Raw genomic sequence first — 14,619 nt, 5'->3', positions numbered from 1 at the left:
GTATCAGCGTGGAAGCGCCGCGGGCGTATAGCTCGAGAGCGCGCGAATCAAGTCGTCGGTATAGACGACATCGTCGCCGAGACAATCCGCGTCCCTGCACCACTTCGCCTGCACGCACTCGGCGCCGCCTTCCCGGCTGTCGACGAAATCGTAGCGGCCGCCGGTCAGGAGGCCCAGCACGCGCGGTGCGGAGTCCTCGATCGATTGCGCCGCGAACACCGCGGAGCCCGAATTGCCGATGAACGTGTCGCTGTTCGAAATGAAGTATTCCGTGGTGGCGGTTTGCACGACGCCGAGCCGCGTCACTATGGCCGCGAGGCCAAGCGGATAGCCGATGACCGTCGTGACGACGCTCGGATGCACGTTCGTCGAGTCGGCGAGCGTCGCGCTCGGTGCGTCGATGTCGCGGTCGACCTCGAAAACGGTCCAGTCCGCGCCGCGCTCGCCGATCGTGGCCGGCCGGCGCGAAGCGACGATCGACGCGCACTGATACACGTCGTCGCTCCTCACGACGTTCGGCGCATCGCCGTCGCCGTAGTAGCCGAAAACGACCGAGGTGTCGGCGCACTGCCGGGCGTTCCTGACGCAGTGCGCCGAGGTCGCGACGAGCCGATCGCCGATCTTGACCCCGGAGCAGCGGCCCGGCCGCGGAAGCCCGGCGAAGCGCTCCGTGCTGCAGAGCGGCGGCCACGACGGGTCGTCTCGGAGCGAGACGGTGCCGTCGCCCTCGTCCATGACGTAGTCCTTGTCGATGAGCACGGCCGTCGACCGTGCGGCCGCCTTCTCGAGCGGCGTCGCTTCGCTCATGGCGTAGCGATCGTCCGAGCTCCCGAGGATCTGCCTGATCGTTCGGACGATGCCGTCGAAATCGCCGCGATGGTAATAGAGCTCCGGCGACGCACCGTCAGCGGCCTGCCAGGAGATGTAAAGCGCGGCGCCGGGAGCAGGCCGCTCGCCGAGATCTTCTCTCGGGCAATACCGGTTTTCGGGCACGAAGAACGAGACGTATTGGTACTCGCAGGGCACGTGCTTGTACGGCACGACGGGCGGAGTCGGCAGGGCAATGCGGTTGCCGTCGCCGCCCCACTGACAGTCGCGGCCGCGGCACGCCGGCCTCACGTCGGCCGCCGGCGGTCTGCGAAGCTGCAATCTCGCGAGGTCGACGATCTGCGCCGGAAGGGCCGGACGCAAGAGCTCCGCGCGCGCAGCGGGCGTGTCCGCTCGCTCCGCGGGCGGGACGGCGGCCGCCTCGAGCGCCTCTCGCGCAGGCGCCGCACGCGCGCGCTCGCGCAACCGGCGTGCCGCGAGGCGCTCGGGACGCTCCGCAGCGACGGGCGGCGGCGCCGCCCCGGCCGCCGCACGCGGCGTTGCCGGCGACGTTGTGACCGGGGCGGGCGCGCCGGCCGTTGCCGGCGATGTTGCGACTGCGGTGGGCGCCCCGGCCGTTGCCGGCGTCGTCGCGACCGCGGCAGACGCCGCCGCCGTCGCGGGCGTCGCCGCGCGCAGCGCCCTGAACAGCACCGGCCCGCCGGGCGCTTCCTGGCTGCAAGCCTCGGGGCCGAATGGGCATCGCGGAGGCGGCGTCGTCGCAGGGGCGAGTGGCTGCGGCGGCTGCGGCGGGCAGCCGATCTCGGCGGGCGCGTAGAAGGCGCCGTAGCAAGCCGTCCAGCCGGGCGCGGGCGGGTCGCCGTCGCGCAGGCTCGGGCACGAGGCGGCGTCCTCGACGAAGCGCGCAGGATAGTGGTCGGGACACGCCTTGTAGCCCGCGCGCAGCGGCCGGAAGACCACGCGCGCGACGAAATTCGGTCCTCCGAGCTCGCTCGGCTCCTTGACGAGCTCGAGCCCCGCGAAGCCCTCGAAGCGCTCGGCCATTGCATGGATCGAGCCCGGGATGCGCGGATCCCGCGCGATCGGCTGCCCCAGCGCGTCGAGCGCGACCGCCGCGAGCCCCAGGGCGGAGAGAGCACCGACAAGGACGATGGCTGCCTTCTTCATCGCCGGATCCTCCGTTGAGGCGATGGGCTATAGATCGAAGCCGAGCACGGACGCGAGCCGCGCGTCGACGATGGGCGTGTGAGTATCCCCTTTCGCGAGGACGAGCTTCTGCACGCCCGGCCCGAAGATGCCGTCCCGCTGGCCGGGCGGGAGGCCGAGCGCGGCCTGCAGCGCCTTCACCTTCGGTCCCGACGACCCGAAGCGCAGTGTCCGCGCATCGCGGCCTTCGCCGGCGAGGCGGACATCGCGGCCGGTCGTGAGCAGGTATTCGTACCTGCGGCCGTCCTCGCTCGTCTCGACGTTGAAGCGCCCCGGCGCCAGCTCTTCATGCCGCGTGATGCGCGGGGCGCGGGCGAGGCCGGCCGCGATCCTGAAGCGCGCCCAGTCGCCTTGCGGGAACGCGTTCTCCTCGGAGGGCACCCCGTTCTCGTCGGAGTAGTAGCCTGGAAGCACCTGGCAGCCGGCGGACCAAAAGCGCGGACGATCGGCACGCGTGCCGTACGTGCCCGCGTGAATATTGTTGCCGTGGTTCGTCGGCGCCGTATCCCAGTACTGTCCGCGGCTCATCGTGAGCGGGCCGTATTGGACACAGCGAAGCACGGCGAATGCACGTTCAGCGGTGCGGAAGGCGCCGGGCTGCAGGCTCGGCGTCCCGTTTCGGTGCGTGCCGACCCGGTAACGGTAGAGCCCGGTCGGCATCATGTTCGCCTCGTTGCTGAACGTGCTGGCCTCGCGCTGGGCGTAGAGGTAGGCGACGTGCGGCGCCGTGGACGCGGCCGTCACCCAAACCTTCCTGGATTCGGTATTCCATACGCCGAGCAGGCACTTGTAGTCGAAGTGATCCGGCGGGACCTCGACGATCTCGACCTCGTTCTCGAAATCGGGCGGGGAAGTCGGCTCCGCGGCGCGCCGCGCCCCTCGCACGCCGAAGAGCACAAGGGGCGGGGCGGCGGCCAGGCGTGAGTAGCCGTGACTGGCCACGATTCTGCGCAGGGCGGCATCGTTCAAGGCGAACGAGGCGTCGCTGTTTGGCGACGGGAGGTGGGCATAATCGATCGTCTCGGCGTCAGCGGGCCAAACGGCCATCTCCAGCGGCGTTTCTTCCCACCAAAGCGGCCAGTCGTAGAGGCCCTTGACGACGTATTCGCCCTCGGGCGGCTCCGAGTTATCGACGAAGATGCGCTCGAGGGCGGCGTCGGTTTGCTCCGGCGGCGCATCCGCAATCGGCAGCTCGTCTTGGGCGAGGCACCGCTTCGCGAGCCACGGTGCCGTGAAGCCGGCCGTGACGAGGCCTGCGGCAAACCTGCGGCGGGAGTGTAGGTGCATAGCTGATAAAAAGTAACCGCACCGGGCCCTATAGAATTCGCCGATTTCGAGATAAGTTCAAGCTCTAATATCGGCAAGCACTCGTCCATCCGCTTGTGATATCGTCGCGTCGGGGCAACTGCTCTGCTTGAACGAACGTCAAATGGTAGGGAGGGAATCAAACCATGGCGAGAGCGATTACGCAGCAGGACGAACAGGAATACAGTAAGCGCCTTCTCAAGAACATTCCGTCCGAGATCATCGGCGTCTATCTTGCGCTCAACGGCATGCTCGCCGCGAACGCACAAACGCCGAATTGGGTGTACTGGGTCATCTTCGGCGTTCTGCTCGTCCTGTGTCCCGTGTGGCTCCGATACGGCCAGGACGTGAAGCAGGGCTGGCAGCTCATCATTACCACGATCGCATTCGTGATCTGGGCCATGACCACTCCGGGCGCGTTCGACGTCGTGCCGTACTCCGCCACCATAGGCGGCGCGCTCGTCATCATCTACACGGGCATCATCGCGCCGATCGTGTCCAAGAGAGCGCCGAAGAAAGCATAGCGTGGGCAATCGGCGCCGGCCGAGCTCCGGCGCAGCGCGCTCGAGGATGAGTGCCCGGCGATCCCGCCGGCCGGCGGAAGCGGTGCTCGGCGGGATCGCGCGGCCGTGCGGCGCGGATTCCATCGGCGGAGATCGGCACTGCCGAGCTCAACCGTCGCCGGTGCCTTTCACGAGCGGCGGCAGCGCGAACGCGCGCTCGAGCCGCGAGTACAGCGTACCGAAAGCGCCGGCGCCGAGCAGAGCGCCGAGCAGCGCGGCGATCGCATACAGCTTGCCTTCGCCGATGTTCACGAGGATCGGACCGGGGCACATCCCGGTGATCGACCAGCCGATGCCGAACAAAAGTCCGCCGGCGATGTTGCCGCGATGCCGCGGTTTGCTCTCGAGCTCGAGCGGGCGACCGAGCAGCGAGCGGCCGCGTCGCTTCAACAGCCACAGGCCCGGCGCGGTCACGAGGATCGCGACGCCGATGACCCCGTAGAGCTGAAAACGCTCGAACAGGAACATGCCCTGAATCATGTCGTAGTCGCCGGCGCCCGAGCGGCTCAGGACGAACCCGAACAGCGTGCCGAGGATGAGATAGAGCATCGTCATCGTGCATTGCTCCCTTTCAGCCTGCGACGACGCGATACAGCAGCTGCGTCGTCAGCACGCCCCCGGCCATGAAGGCCAGTGTCGTCGCAAGGCCCGAGCCCTCGGCGTTCGACAGCCCGAAGATGCCGTGGCCGCTCGTGCAGCCCCCCGCGAGCCGAGTGCCGAAACCGATCAGCAGCCCGCCGGCGAACATCCACATCAGCTTCGCGCCCGCTCCGAGCGCGAAGACCGTGTCGAGCATGCCGGCGTCCCATCTGAGCGCCCACCCGCCGCCGAGCACGGCCGACAGGACGCCGCCGAGCACGAGGCCGGCGAGGAACGGCAGCCGCCACGTCCGGCCCGAGACGACCGCGCGACGCCGGAAGTACGGCCGGCGCAGCACGAAGCTGCACAGGTCCTCGAATCCGGTCGAGATGCCGAGCCGGCGATTCGCGACGAAAAGCAGGCACAGCGTGATCAGGCCGATCGCCGCGCCGGCAATGGCCCAGTGCATCGGCTGAAGGTCGTTGAGGATCAAGGTGTAAGGCGATGGCGAAAGAACGTCCACTTGCGCCCTCCGAGTTCCGGGGTGATCAGGCGCTCAGTCTACGCCGAGCGACGCGACCGGCGTCCACCGGTCGCGCGGCGCGAGCGTTCGGCTCCTGCTTCGGTGCTCGGGCGCCCGAGTGTCTCGGCTCCGCCGTCGATCATTCGACGCGGAGCACTTCGGCCATTATTGCGAACGCCGTATCGTTATCGGGGGTTGATAGGACAGCTCGGATACGCCCGTGGTCGATGGGTCGTTCGGCAGCGCCGGCGAAAGCGGAGCGAAGAAGGGCGAGGGAGTCTCGAAGACGTCACATCCCATTCCGCTGATCGACGAGCCGATCTCGAGGTCGAGAACCGGCGCGCTGGTCTTGTCGACATAGTAAAGACCGGCACCGGGTCCGCGAACGCCGACCGCGCCGGGCGCGGACGAGACGCCGCGAGCCGGGCTCGTGATACTCTCGTAGCGGAGGAGGAAAATGCCGTGAAGAAACTGCTGCCGCTCGCGTTCGCCATGCTGATCGCCGCCGCGTCGCTGCGTTCGCCCGCCGTCCTCGGCGACGAAGGCATGTGGACGTTCGACAATTTCCCTGCCGCCGCGGTGAAGGACAAGTACGGCGTAACGATCGATCGAGCCTGGCTCGATCGCGTGCGCAACGCCGCGGTCCGGCTCTCGTCGGGCTGCTCGGCCTCGCTCGTGAGCGATGAAGGGCTAGTGTTCACGAATCATCATTGCGTGCGCGAGTGCGCGCAGGCCCTCTCGACGGGCAGCGGCGACTACGTCAAGAACGGCTTCGTCGCGAACGGCCGAGAAGGCGAGCGAAGCTGCCCCGGCATGCAGGCCGAGATTCTCGCGTCGATTACGGACGTGACGCAGCGCGTCAGCGACGCCGCAGCCGGAAAGACCGGGAGCGACTACGTCAAAGCCCGCGATGCCGAGATCGCCGCCGTCGAGCGCGAGGCCTGCGACGGCCGCGAAGCGAAGTATCGCTGTCAGGTCATCACGCTCTACCACGGCGGGCAGTACAAGCTGTATACGTATCGCAAATTCTCCGACGTGCGTCTCGTATTCGCCCCCGAGCTTCAGACCGCGTTCTTCGGCGGCGATCCGGATAATTTCAACTTTCCGCGCTACGACCTCGACTTCTCGTTCGTGCGCCTCTACGAGGACGGGCGGCCGATCGCGTCGCCGGATCATTTGAATTGGAGCACGACGGCGCCGGCCGACGGCGAGCCCGTCTTCGTCGTCGGGAACCCCGGCACGACGCGGCGCTTGCTCACGGCCGAGCAGCTCGAGACGTTGCGCGATCTCAGCTTGCCGCACTCGTTGATCCTGCTCTCGGAGCTGCGCGGCCGTCTCATCCGCTTCCGCGAGGAGAGCGCCGAGCACGCGCGCATCGCCGAGGATGCGCTCTTCGGCACGGAGAACACGCTCAAAGCGTACCGGGGAATGCAAAAGGCCCTGCTCGAGCCGGATTTCATTGCAACGAAGCGCCGCGCCGACGAGGAGCTCGCGGCCAAGGTCGCCGCCGACCCGAAGCTCGCGGGCGAGATCGGCGACCCATGGGCCGACATCGCCGCAGCCCAGGCCGACCGCAAGCGCCTCTACTACCCCTACACCTTCCTCGAGTCGAACGCGGGCTCGGGCTCCGAGCTCTTCGGGTACGCGCGCGCCCTCGTGCGCGCCGCAGAGGAACGGCCGAAGCCGAACGGAGAGCGCCTCCCGGAGTACACCGACAGCCGGCTGCCGTTGCTCGAGAAGCGGCTGCTCGACGAGCGGCCTGTTTATCCCGAGCTCGAGGAGCTCCACCTCGAGTTCTGGCTTTCGAAGCTGCGCGAGTATCTGACGGCCGATGCGCCGGCCACGCAAACCTTCCTCGGCAAGGACTCGCCCGAGGACCTCGCCGCCGCGCTCGCTCGCTCGAAGCTCGCGGACGCCGCATATAGAAAAGAGCTTTGGGACGGCGGTCGCGCCGCCGTCGAATCCTCCGACGACCCGATGATCCGCTTCGTGCTCGAGACCGACGAGGCGTCGCGCGCCGTGCGCAAGGAGTACGAGGCGCTCGTCGAGGGGCCGACGGACCGCGCGGCGGAGCGCATCGCGAAGGCGCGGTTCGCGATCTACGGCACGAGCACGTACCCGGACGCGACGTTCTCGTTGCGCATCTCCTACGGCAAGATCGCGGGCTGGACCGACAACGGCACGACCGTGCCGCCGTTCACGTATTTCGACGGCCTCTGGAAGCGGGCGACCGGCAAGTTCCCGTACGATCTCGCGCCGAGGTGGGTCGAGGCCGAGGGCGTCGTCGATCACCGCGTCGTGCTCGACATGGTCAGCGACAACGACGTCGTCGGCGGCAACTCGGGCTCACCGCTCATCGACGCGAACGCGAATGTCGTCGGCGCGATCTTCGACGGCAACATCGAGAGCCTCGGAGGAACGTTCCTGTTCGATCCGGCGGTCAACCGCTCCGTATCGGTCTCGACCGCGGCCGTCACGGAGGCCTTGCGCAAGGTTTACGGGCAAGACGCGCTGCTCGACGAGCTCACGCGCAGCCGCGAGAGCGGCGGAGCGGGCGAGTCGCCGAGCGGCGCGACGGCCGGATCGCCGAGCGGCGGGAGCGCCGGTGCGGGCGCGCCCGAAACGCGCAGCGCGCCCGCCACTGCGGCCATCGGCATCGATCTCGCCGGCATGGATCGCTCGGTGAATCCGGGCGATGATTTCTACGCGTTCGCGAACGGACGCTGGCAGGCGTCGACGCAGATTCCGGCCGACCGTGCGAGCACGGGGACGTTTCTGCAGGTCTACGAGAAGGCCGAGCGCCGGACGGCGGACGTGATCCGCGAGGCCGGGGAGTCGAACCCGCCCGCGGGCAACGACGCGCGCAAAGTGGCCGATTATTTCGCGGCCTTCATGGACGAGGCGTCGATCGAGCGCCGCGGGCTCGAGCCGCTCGAGGCGGAGCTCTCGGCGATCGAGGGGATCTCGTCGCGCGCGGATCTTGCGCGCGTGCTCGGCAGCCGGCTCCTGGCCGACGTCGATCCCATCAACAACACGGACTTCCAGACGGACCGCCTGTTCGGCCTCTTCGTCGCTCAAGGGCTCGAAGACCCGTCGCACAACATCGCCTATCTGCTCCAAGGCGGCCTCGCGATGCCGGGCCGCGACTACTACCTCTCCGACGACGCGGCGATGCGGAACATCCGCGACGAGTACCGCACCTACGTCGCCGCCCTGCTCCGCGCCGCCGGCTCGGTGAACGCCGACGCGGACGCGGAGGCCGTGCTCGACCTCGAGACGCAAATCGCCGCAGCCCAGGCGACGCTCGTCGAGAGCGAGGACGTGCACAAGGCGAACACGCTATGGACGCCATCGGACTTCGCGGCGAATGCGCCGGGCCTCGACTGGGCGCGCTACCTCGAGGCGGCCGGCCTTTCCGATCAAGAGCGCATCGGCGTGTGGCAGCCAGAGGCGATCGCACGCCTCGCGAAGCTCGTGGGCGAGGCGCCGCTCGCGGCATGGAAGACGCTGCTGCGCTTCCACACGCTCGATCGTTATGCGCCGCTGTTGCCGAAGACTTACGCCGACCTCGCGTTCGACTTTCACGGCCGCACGCTCCGGGGCGTTCCCGAGCAGCAGGAGCGGTGGAAGCGTGCCGTGAGCTACACGAACGCGGATCTCGGCTACGCCGTCGGCCGGCTCTACGTCGAGAAGTATTTCCCGGCGTCGGCAAAGGCCGAGGTCGAGAAGCTCGTCGCGAACCTGCGCTCGGCTTTCGACGCCCGCATCGATGCCCTCGAGTGGATGACGCCCGCGACGAAGCGGAAGGCGAAGGAAAAGCTCGCGGCGCTGCGCGTCGGCGTCGGCTATCCCGACACCTGGCGCGATTACTCCTCGCTCGAGATCCGGCCCGACGACGCGCTCGGGAACCATTTGCGCGCGGAGCAGCACGAGCTCGCGCGCGTCGAGGCGAAGCTCGGCCGGCCCGTCGACCGCGGCGAGTGGTGGATGACGCCGCAGACCGTCAACGCCGTGAACCTGCCGCTCCAGAACGCGCTGAACTTCCCGGCCGCGATCCTCGAGCCGCCGTTCTTCGATGCGAACGCGGACCCGGCCGCGAACTACGGCGCGATCGGCGCCGTCATCGGGCACGAGATCAGCCACAGCTTCGACAACCTCGGCGCCGAGTTCGACGCGCAGGGGCGGCTCCTGAGCTGGTGGACCCCGGAGGATACCGCGCGTTTCAAGGAACAGGGCGAGGCGCTCGTGGCACAGTACGATGCCTACGAGCCGCTGCCCGGGATCCATCTGAGCGGGCGCCAGACGCTCGGCGAGAACATCGCCGACGGGGCCGGCCTCGCGGCCGCGTTCCTCGCGTACCAGAAGTCGCTCGGAGGCAAGCCCGCACCGATCATCGACGGGCTCACGGGAGAGCAGCGCTTCTTCATCGCCTACGCGCAGACGTGGCGCACCCAGATGCGCGAGGCCGCGCTCCGCGAGCGCGTGAGCACCGACGTGCATGCCCCCGGGCGCTTCCGCGCGGCGACGGTCCGCAACCTCGACGGCTGGTACGACGCGTTCGGTGTCGAGCCGGGCGATGCGCTCTATCTCGCGCCCGACGAGCGCGTGCGGATGTGGTGAGCGCGCTTGCGAGCGGCGCCTTCGCGCGCCGCGGTGCGCGTCTTTAGGACCTCTCCCGGGCGCCGTGCCGTTGCGCCGACCGACCTCGGCGCGGCCGCACCGGTTTGCTACGCCCTTCGACCAATGCCCTCGCGAGGGACGGACATTTACGCTGCAAGGACATCGAGCGGGCGGTTCCGCGCCGGAGGTAGGGACGCCATGGATTCGTTACCGACGAAGCAACACACGCGAGCTTCGAGCAAGCGTGCGCACGCGGCGCTCGGCGCCATCGCAGCCGCGTTCGCGGCCTGCGCAGCCCCGCCGCCGGAGCCCGTGTCGACGGCGCAGCGCCGGGACGTCACCGGCACGGTCACCGCAGTCTATCCGCAGACGCGGCTGATCAGCGTCACGACTGACGAGGGCCGGCCGCTGACGCTCCTCGTGCCCGACGAGGTGAGCGATTTCGAGCGCATCGAGGTCGGCGACCGCATCACGTCGAGCTATTACGAAGCCGTGGCCGCCGAGGTCACCGATGCCCCGGCCGGCGGCGAGGATCCGGTGTCCACCCGCGAGCTCGGCTCGGACGGCAACCGGCCAGGTGCCACTCGGAGCCGGACGTATACCGGCGTCGTCACGATCGAGGCCATCGATTCGACCCGCAACATCGTGCGGATCAGCGGACCCGAAGGCTTCCCCACCGAGGTGGCCGTGCAGCAGCCCGAGATGCGCGCTTTCGTGGCCGCGCTCAAGCCGGGCGATCGGGTCATGGTCACCTACAGCCGCGCGGAGGCGATCACGATCACGCCTGCGGACTGACGGCCGCGCGCATCCACCATCGAGGCCGAGCCCCGGGGTCGCCGCCCCGGGGCCCGACGGCGAAGCGCGCCGGGGCTTTCAGCTGCCCAGGTAATCGCGCTTGCCGATCTGCACGCCGTTGTGGCGCAAGATCAGATATGCCGTCGTGTAGTGGAAATAGAAGTTCGGGATCACGAAGCCCAGGAAGTAGTCCTTGCCCTTGAAGCTGAGCGTGCCGTTCGGAAACTTGAGCTCCACGTCGCGCGTCTCCCAGCCGGCGAACTGATCGGGCCCGAACGTCTTCACGTGATCGATCGTCTTCGCGATCCGCGCGTGCAGGTCGGCGAAGGTCTGCTCGTCGTCGGCCCACTTGGGCGGCTCGCGGCCGGCCAGACGGCTCGAGCCGGCCTTCGCCTGGTCGGACATGATCTGGATCTGCCGTGTGAAGGGCAGCATGTCGGGCGCGAGGCGCCCGTGCAGGAACACTTGCGGATCGATCTTGCGCGCCTCCGCGTCGGCCTCGGCCTTGCTCAGGATCCGGTCGAGATTGCCGAGCATCGCGTTGAACGTGACCAGTTGATCGTAGACATCGATGGCCATCGAAGACTCCTCTCAAGTCGTTGAAGCCCGCGCCGCCCGGTGGGCGGCGGGCGCCATCATAGTCGCGCGCGGCCCGCACATACAGGCGTCGTCGATCGTGCGTCGATCAAGGCGCCGGCTCGAGACGCAGCAGCGCGCCGTCTTCTTCGTCCGTAAGCAGGTAGAGCAACTCGTCGGGCCCTTGGCTTCGCGGATGCGTTGCCGCAGCTCCCGCAACATCGACTCGCGTCGAATCAGGCGGGCGGGACGAAGCTTTCAGCTCGTCATTGACGCGCCATTGCGATGCGAATCGCCTCCTCCGGCTTGACGAGGTGGGCGATATTCTCAGGCCTCTCCGAGATGTCGAGCAGCACGCCTTTGATGAGCCCGTTGAACATGTTGCCGCGCGGTCCGTAGTCCTCGGAGACGGGCGCGCCGCTGTCTTCGCCGACGTCACAGCCGTCGTCGGCGGAAAAGACCATCGCGAGCGTAGCCGACACTTCGCCCTCGCCGACCTTTTCGCCGTCGGTGTAAAGCGTCACCCTACCGCCCTTTCCCAGTCCGCCGCCGGCGTACTTGAACTCCATTCGCACCTGATGCTGGCCCTTTGAAATGCTTGCGCCTTCGATGTAGAGGCGCTTCACTCCGCCGAGGTTGTAGCAGTACTTGAGCTTGCCGTCCTTCGCATACAGGCTCCAGCCGCCGATGTTCGCGCCCTGGGCGATGATCACGCCTTCGGCGCCTTGCTCCGGCACGACGATTTCAGCTGTCACGGAATGCGACTTATTCTTGACGTTCACGACGCAGTTCTCCGACAAACGTCCCATGCCGGCAAAGAGGACCTGGCTGTTCCTCGTGATGAGCGTCGGCCGGCCAGCCGTTTCGGGATTGAAGCGATGCGCCGGGTCGTCATCGAGCGGCAGCACGTTGTAGCGCGCCGCCTCGATGAGCCAAAGTCGCTGGAGCTCGTGGAGTTTCTCCGGCATCTCGCGAGCAAGATCGTTTGTCTGACTCCAGTCTTCGCGCGTGTCGTAGAGTTCCCATATGTCTTCGTCGAACGGCACGGTCTTCCGTCCGACCAGAACCCACGGCGTACCGTGCTTGGTCACCGCCGTCCATCCTTTGTGGTAGATGCCGCGGTTACCGAACATCTCGAAATACTGCGTCTCGTGCCGCTCGGGCGCGTTCGCGTCGTCGAACGAGTACAGCATGCTGATGCCTTCGATCGGTGCCTGCTGCACGCCGTCCACGGAGATGGGCTCGGGAAGGCCTGCGGCTTCGAGGACCGTGGATGCGACGTCGATGACATGACAGAACTGCGACCGGATCTCGCCGCGCGCCTTGATCCCATTCGGCCAGTGCACGACGGTGCCGTTGCGGGTGCCGCCCCAATGCGACGCGACCTGTTTGGTCCACTGATAAGGCGCGCACATCGCATGCGCCCAGCCGACCGCATAATGGTTGTATGACTCGGGGCCGCCTAGCTTGTCCAGACGGGCCATGAGGTACTGCGGCGATTCGATGTCGGCCAGTCCGTTGAAGTTGAGCATCTCATTGAACGTGCCGTTGATGGTGCCCTCTGCAGAGGCGCCGTTGTCGCCGATGATGTAGTAGACGAGCGTATCATCGAGCACGTGCAGCTTCTCGAGCGCGTCGATCAGCCGCCCGACGTGATGATCGGTGTGCTCGAGAAAGCCCGCATAAACCTCCATCTGCCGGCACAGAATCGCCTTGAGCGCCTCGGGCATCTCCTCCCACGCCGGAATCTCGTCATGCCGACGCGTGAGCCGACAATCCGGCGGAACGACTCCCAGCTTCTTCTGCCGCGCCAAGGTCTCCTCGCGCAGCCTGTCCCAGCCTTGATCGAACTCGCCCCGATACTTGTCGGCCCACTCTTTCGGAACGTGATGCGGCGCGTGAGTGGCTCCGGGAGCGAAATACATGAAGAACGGCCTATCGGGTGCGAGGGCCCTCTGCTGGCCGACCCACGCGATCGCCTTGTCCGTCATGTCCTCCATGAGGTGGTATCCCTCCTCCGGCGTTCGCTTCTGCTCCACCGGCGTGGTGCCCTCGAAGAGCGTGGGATACCACTGATTCGCCTCGCCCCCGATGAAGCCATAGAAGTACTCGAAGCCGCCGCCGCCTGTCGGCCACTGATAGAACGGCCCGACGGGGCTCGTCTGCCATACCGGGACCTCGTGGCATTTGCCGAATTGCGCCGTGGAATACCCATTGAGCTTGAGCGTCTTGGCCAGTGGCGCCATCGTGTTGGGCAGCACGGAGCTGTAGCCCGGGTGGCCGGAGGCGATCTCCGTGATGCCGCCCATGCCGCAGGAGTGGTGGTTGCGTCCGGTGAGGAGCGCCTGCCGGGTCGGCGAGCATAGCGCGGTGGTGTGAAAGCGGTTGTACTTCAGTCCGCCCCCGGCGAGCTTCTCCGCCGTCGGCGTTCTGCATGGGCCGCCGAAGGCGCTCGCAGCACCGAACCCGACGTCATCGAGAAGGATGATGAGGACGTTCGGGGCGTTTCGGGGCGGGAGCAGTTTCTCGATCTTCGAGCATTTCGCGTCGGGGTCTTTGGCATCGTAAAACAGCGGACCGGTTCGCTTCGCAGTGGGCATCGGAAGATGCGAACGGTGCTTCTCGTTGTCGCTCATCGAAAATTCTCCTTTCGCCGATGACCTTCTGGTCCTTATGCGTGGTGCGTGAATTCGCCCTGCGCGGCCGCTCCACTGCACGCCTAAATCGATTACCGCATGGTCGGCCGAACCATCGCGTCGTCGTGCGCCGACTGCGCAGACCCGCCGACGGCCGTCTCGATCCTCCTCGCGAAGCCTCGCGCCTTTACCGCAAGAGCGACCAAAATCACGCCGAAGAGAATTGCGTAGGTTGCAATGAGCCAAAGGATGGCCAGTGCGCCGGCCCCCGGTCGTGCCATGAGGAGCGCTCCAAAGCCGATCGATAGCAGTCCCGCAAGGACGAGCCAGAATTCACCGGTGATTTCTCGGCGCAGACGAATCGCGGCGATCACGTCGAGAAAGCCGGTAACCAATGCCCACACGGCGATGTAGAACAGCAGCGCGAGCCCCGTGATCGCAGGGTTCGAAAAGGAGCAGCGTGAGCCAAAGGAGCGAGAGGGCGGGCTGAGAGAAAACGATGAAGCCAAACGGTATCCATAGAACTCCTCGCAGCAACGTCAGCCACCAGAAGCGTGACAAGAGGTGCGCAAACATGAATTTCTCCTTTCGCGGGCTTTGCACACGACACTGCGACGGGACGGCCCGGTCGAGCTCTTGAGCACCGACACAGTGAGGGTGCGCGGTGGTCTATTCCCGGTTCGACCGCTGACCTCCCGGTACAAGCGTCAAACTGTCAGGATGCGGTCGATGGTAGCCATACGGCCGGCCGTACGCTGTTGGACTCAAGGCCAATGCCCGATGCCGCTCCAGCGCATGGGCGCAGCGAAGCCGCCCGCAAGCGTCGCGAGCTTGGAGCGCCGGGTGCCTGCTCACCGCGACGGCGACTGAGGCGAGGGCGCGCGAAGCGAAGGGGGTGCGGTCGTCTTCATCGGCCGGGCGCTCGAGATGCGAGGATGCGCTCGGGATCCTCTAAACCGTGCGCAATATCCTCCTTCGCAACGAAGAA

General features: G+C 67.1%; 10 protein-coding genes. 3 read left to right on the top strand and 7 right to left on the bottom strand.

What is annotated here, in order from left to right:
* Window positions 1–3: 3 nt before the first annotated feature.
* Both VF329_00125 and VF329_00120 read right to left on the bottom strand, forming a co-directional pair.
* A complete protein-coding gene (locus VF329_00125; GenBank protein HEX7079406.1) occupies window positions 4–1,995 on the bottom strand; it encodes a serine protease in 1,992 nt (663 codons plus the stop codon).
* Window positions 1,996–2,022: 27 nt separating this feature from the next.
* On the bottom strand, window positions 2,023–3,321 hold the full coding sequence (locus VF329_00120) for a hypothetical protein (GenBank protein ID HEX7079405.1): 1,299 nt from the start codon (window positions 3,319–3,321) through the stop codon (window positions 2,023–2,025).
* A gap of 164 nt (window positions 3,322–3,485) precedes the next feature.
* Between VF329_00120 and VF329_00115 the strand changes: the two genes are divergently transcribed.
* Window positions 3,486–3,863 (top strand): hypothetical protein, encoded by a 378-nt coding sequence (locus tag VF329_00115; GenBank protein HEX7079404.1) that lies wholly within the window; start codon window positions 3,486–3,488, stop codon window positions 3,861–3,863.
* Between the two features lie 147 nt (window positions 3,864–4,010).
* Here the strand turns inward: VF329_00115 and VF329_00110 are convergent, their stop codons facing one another.
* Together VF329_00110 and VF329_00105 are read right to left on the bottom strand one after the other, a co-directional pair.
* The gene (locus VF329_00110; protein HEX7079403.1) at window positions 4,011–4,457 is read right to left on the bottom strand and encodes a DUF6691 family protein; all 447 of its coding nucleotides are present in this window, start codon (window positions 4,455–4,457) and stop codon (window positions 4,011–4,013) included.
* A 16-nt stretch (window positions 4,458–4,473) separates the two neighbouring features.
* The gene (locus tag VF329_00105; protein HEX7079402.1) at window positions 4,474–5,004 is read right to left on the bottom strand and encodes a YeeE/YedE thiosulfate transporter family protein; all 531 of its coding nucleotides are present in this window, start codon (window positions 5,002–5,004) and stop codon (window positions 4,474–4,476) included.
* Between the two features lie 462 nt (window positions 5,005–5,466).
* Between VF329_00105 and VF329_00100 the strand changes: the two genes are divergently transcribed.
* Window positions 5,467–9,624, top strand: a complete 4,158-nt coding sequence (locus VF329_00100; GenBank protein HEX7079401.1) for a S46 family peptidase — start codon at window positions 5,467–5,469, stop codon at window positions 9,622–9,624.
* 198 nt (window positions 9,625–9,822) lie between these two features.
* Complete coding sequence (locus tag VF329_00095; protein HEX7079400.1) at window positions 9,823–10,419, top strand: hypothetical protein; 597 nt, start codon at window positions 9,823–9,825, stop codon at window positions 10,417–10,419.
* Window positions 10,420–10,497: 78 nt separating this feature from the next.
* On the opposite strand, the gene VF329_00090 is transcribed toward VF329_00095, so the two are convergent.
* The 3 genes from VF329_00090 to VF329_00080 form a co-directional block, all read right to left on the bottom strand.
* A complete protein-coding gene (locus VF329_00090; protein HEX7079399.1) occupies window positions 10,498–10,998 on the bottom strand; it encodes a DUF1993 domain-containing protein in 501 nt (166 codons plus the stop codon).
* 263 nt (window positions 10,999–11,261) lie between these two features.
* Window positions 11,262–13,631, bottom strand: coding sequence for an arylsulfatase (locus tag VF329_00085; protein ID HEX7079398.1), 2,370 nt, complete (start codon window positions 13,629–13,631; stop codon window positions 11,262–11,264).
* Between the two features lie 92 nt (window positions 13,632–13,723).
* Complete coding sequence (locus VF329_00080; GenBank protein HEX7079397.1) at window positions 13,724–14,140, bottom strand: DUF308 domain-containing protein; 417 nt, start codon at window positions 14,138–14,140, stop codon at window positions 13,724–13,726.
* Window positions 14,141–14,619: the final 479 nt, after the last annotated feature.

Source organism: Gammaproteobacteria bacterium (assembly GCA_036381015.1).
Classification (GTDB): domain Bacteria; phylum Pseudomonadota; class Gammaproteobacteria; order Steroidobacterales; family Rariloculaceae; genus ZC4RG20.
This window is presented reverse-complemented; position numbering and strand designations above follow the sequence as displayed.

What these genes read in the sequence shown, in the direction of transcription:
- VF329_00125 (HEX7079406.1), bottom strand. Translation starts at nt 1,995, where the DNA reads ATGAAGAAGGCAGCCATCGTCCTTGTCGGTGCTCTCTCCGCCCTGGGG.
- VF329_00120 (HEX7079405.1), bottom strand. Translation starts at nt 3,321, where the DNA reads ATGCACCTACACTCCCGCCGCAGGTTTGCCGCAGGCCTCGTCACGGCC.
- VF329_00115 (HEX7079404.1), top strand. Translation starts at nt 3,486, where the DNA reads ATGGCGAGAGCGATTACGCAGCAGGACGAACAGGAATACAGTAAGCGC.
- VF329_00110 (HEX7079403.1), bottom strand. Translation starts at nt 4,457, where the DNA reads ATGACGATGCTCTATCTCATCCTCGGCACGCTGTTCGGGTTCGTCCTG.
- VF329_00095 (HEX7079400.1), top strand. Translation starts at nt 9,823, where the DNA reads ATGGATTCGTTACCGACGAAGCAACACACGCGAGCTTCGAGCAAGCGT.
- VF329_00090 (HEX7079399.1), bottom strand. Translation starts at nt 10,998, where the DNA reads ATGGCCATCGATGTCTACGATCAACTGGTCACGTTCAACGCGATGCTC.
- VF329_00085 (HEX7079398.1), bottom strand. Translation starts at nt 13,631, where the DNA reads ATGAGCGACAACGAGAAGCACCGTTCGCATCTTCCGATGCCCACTGCG.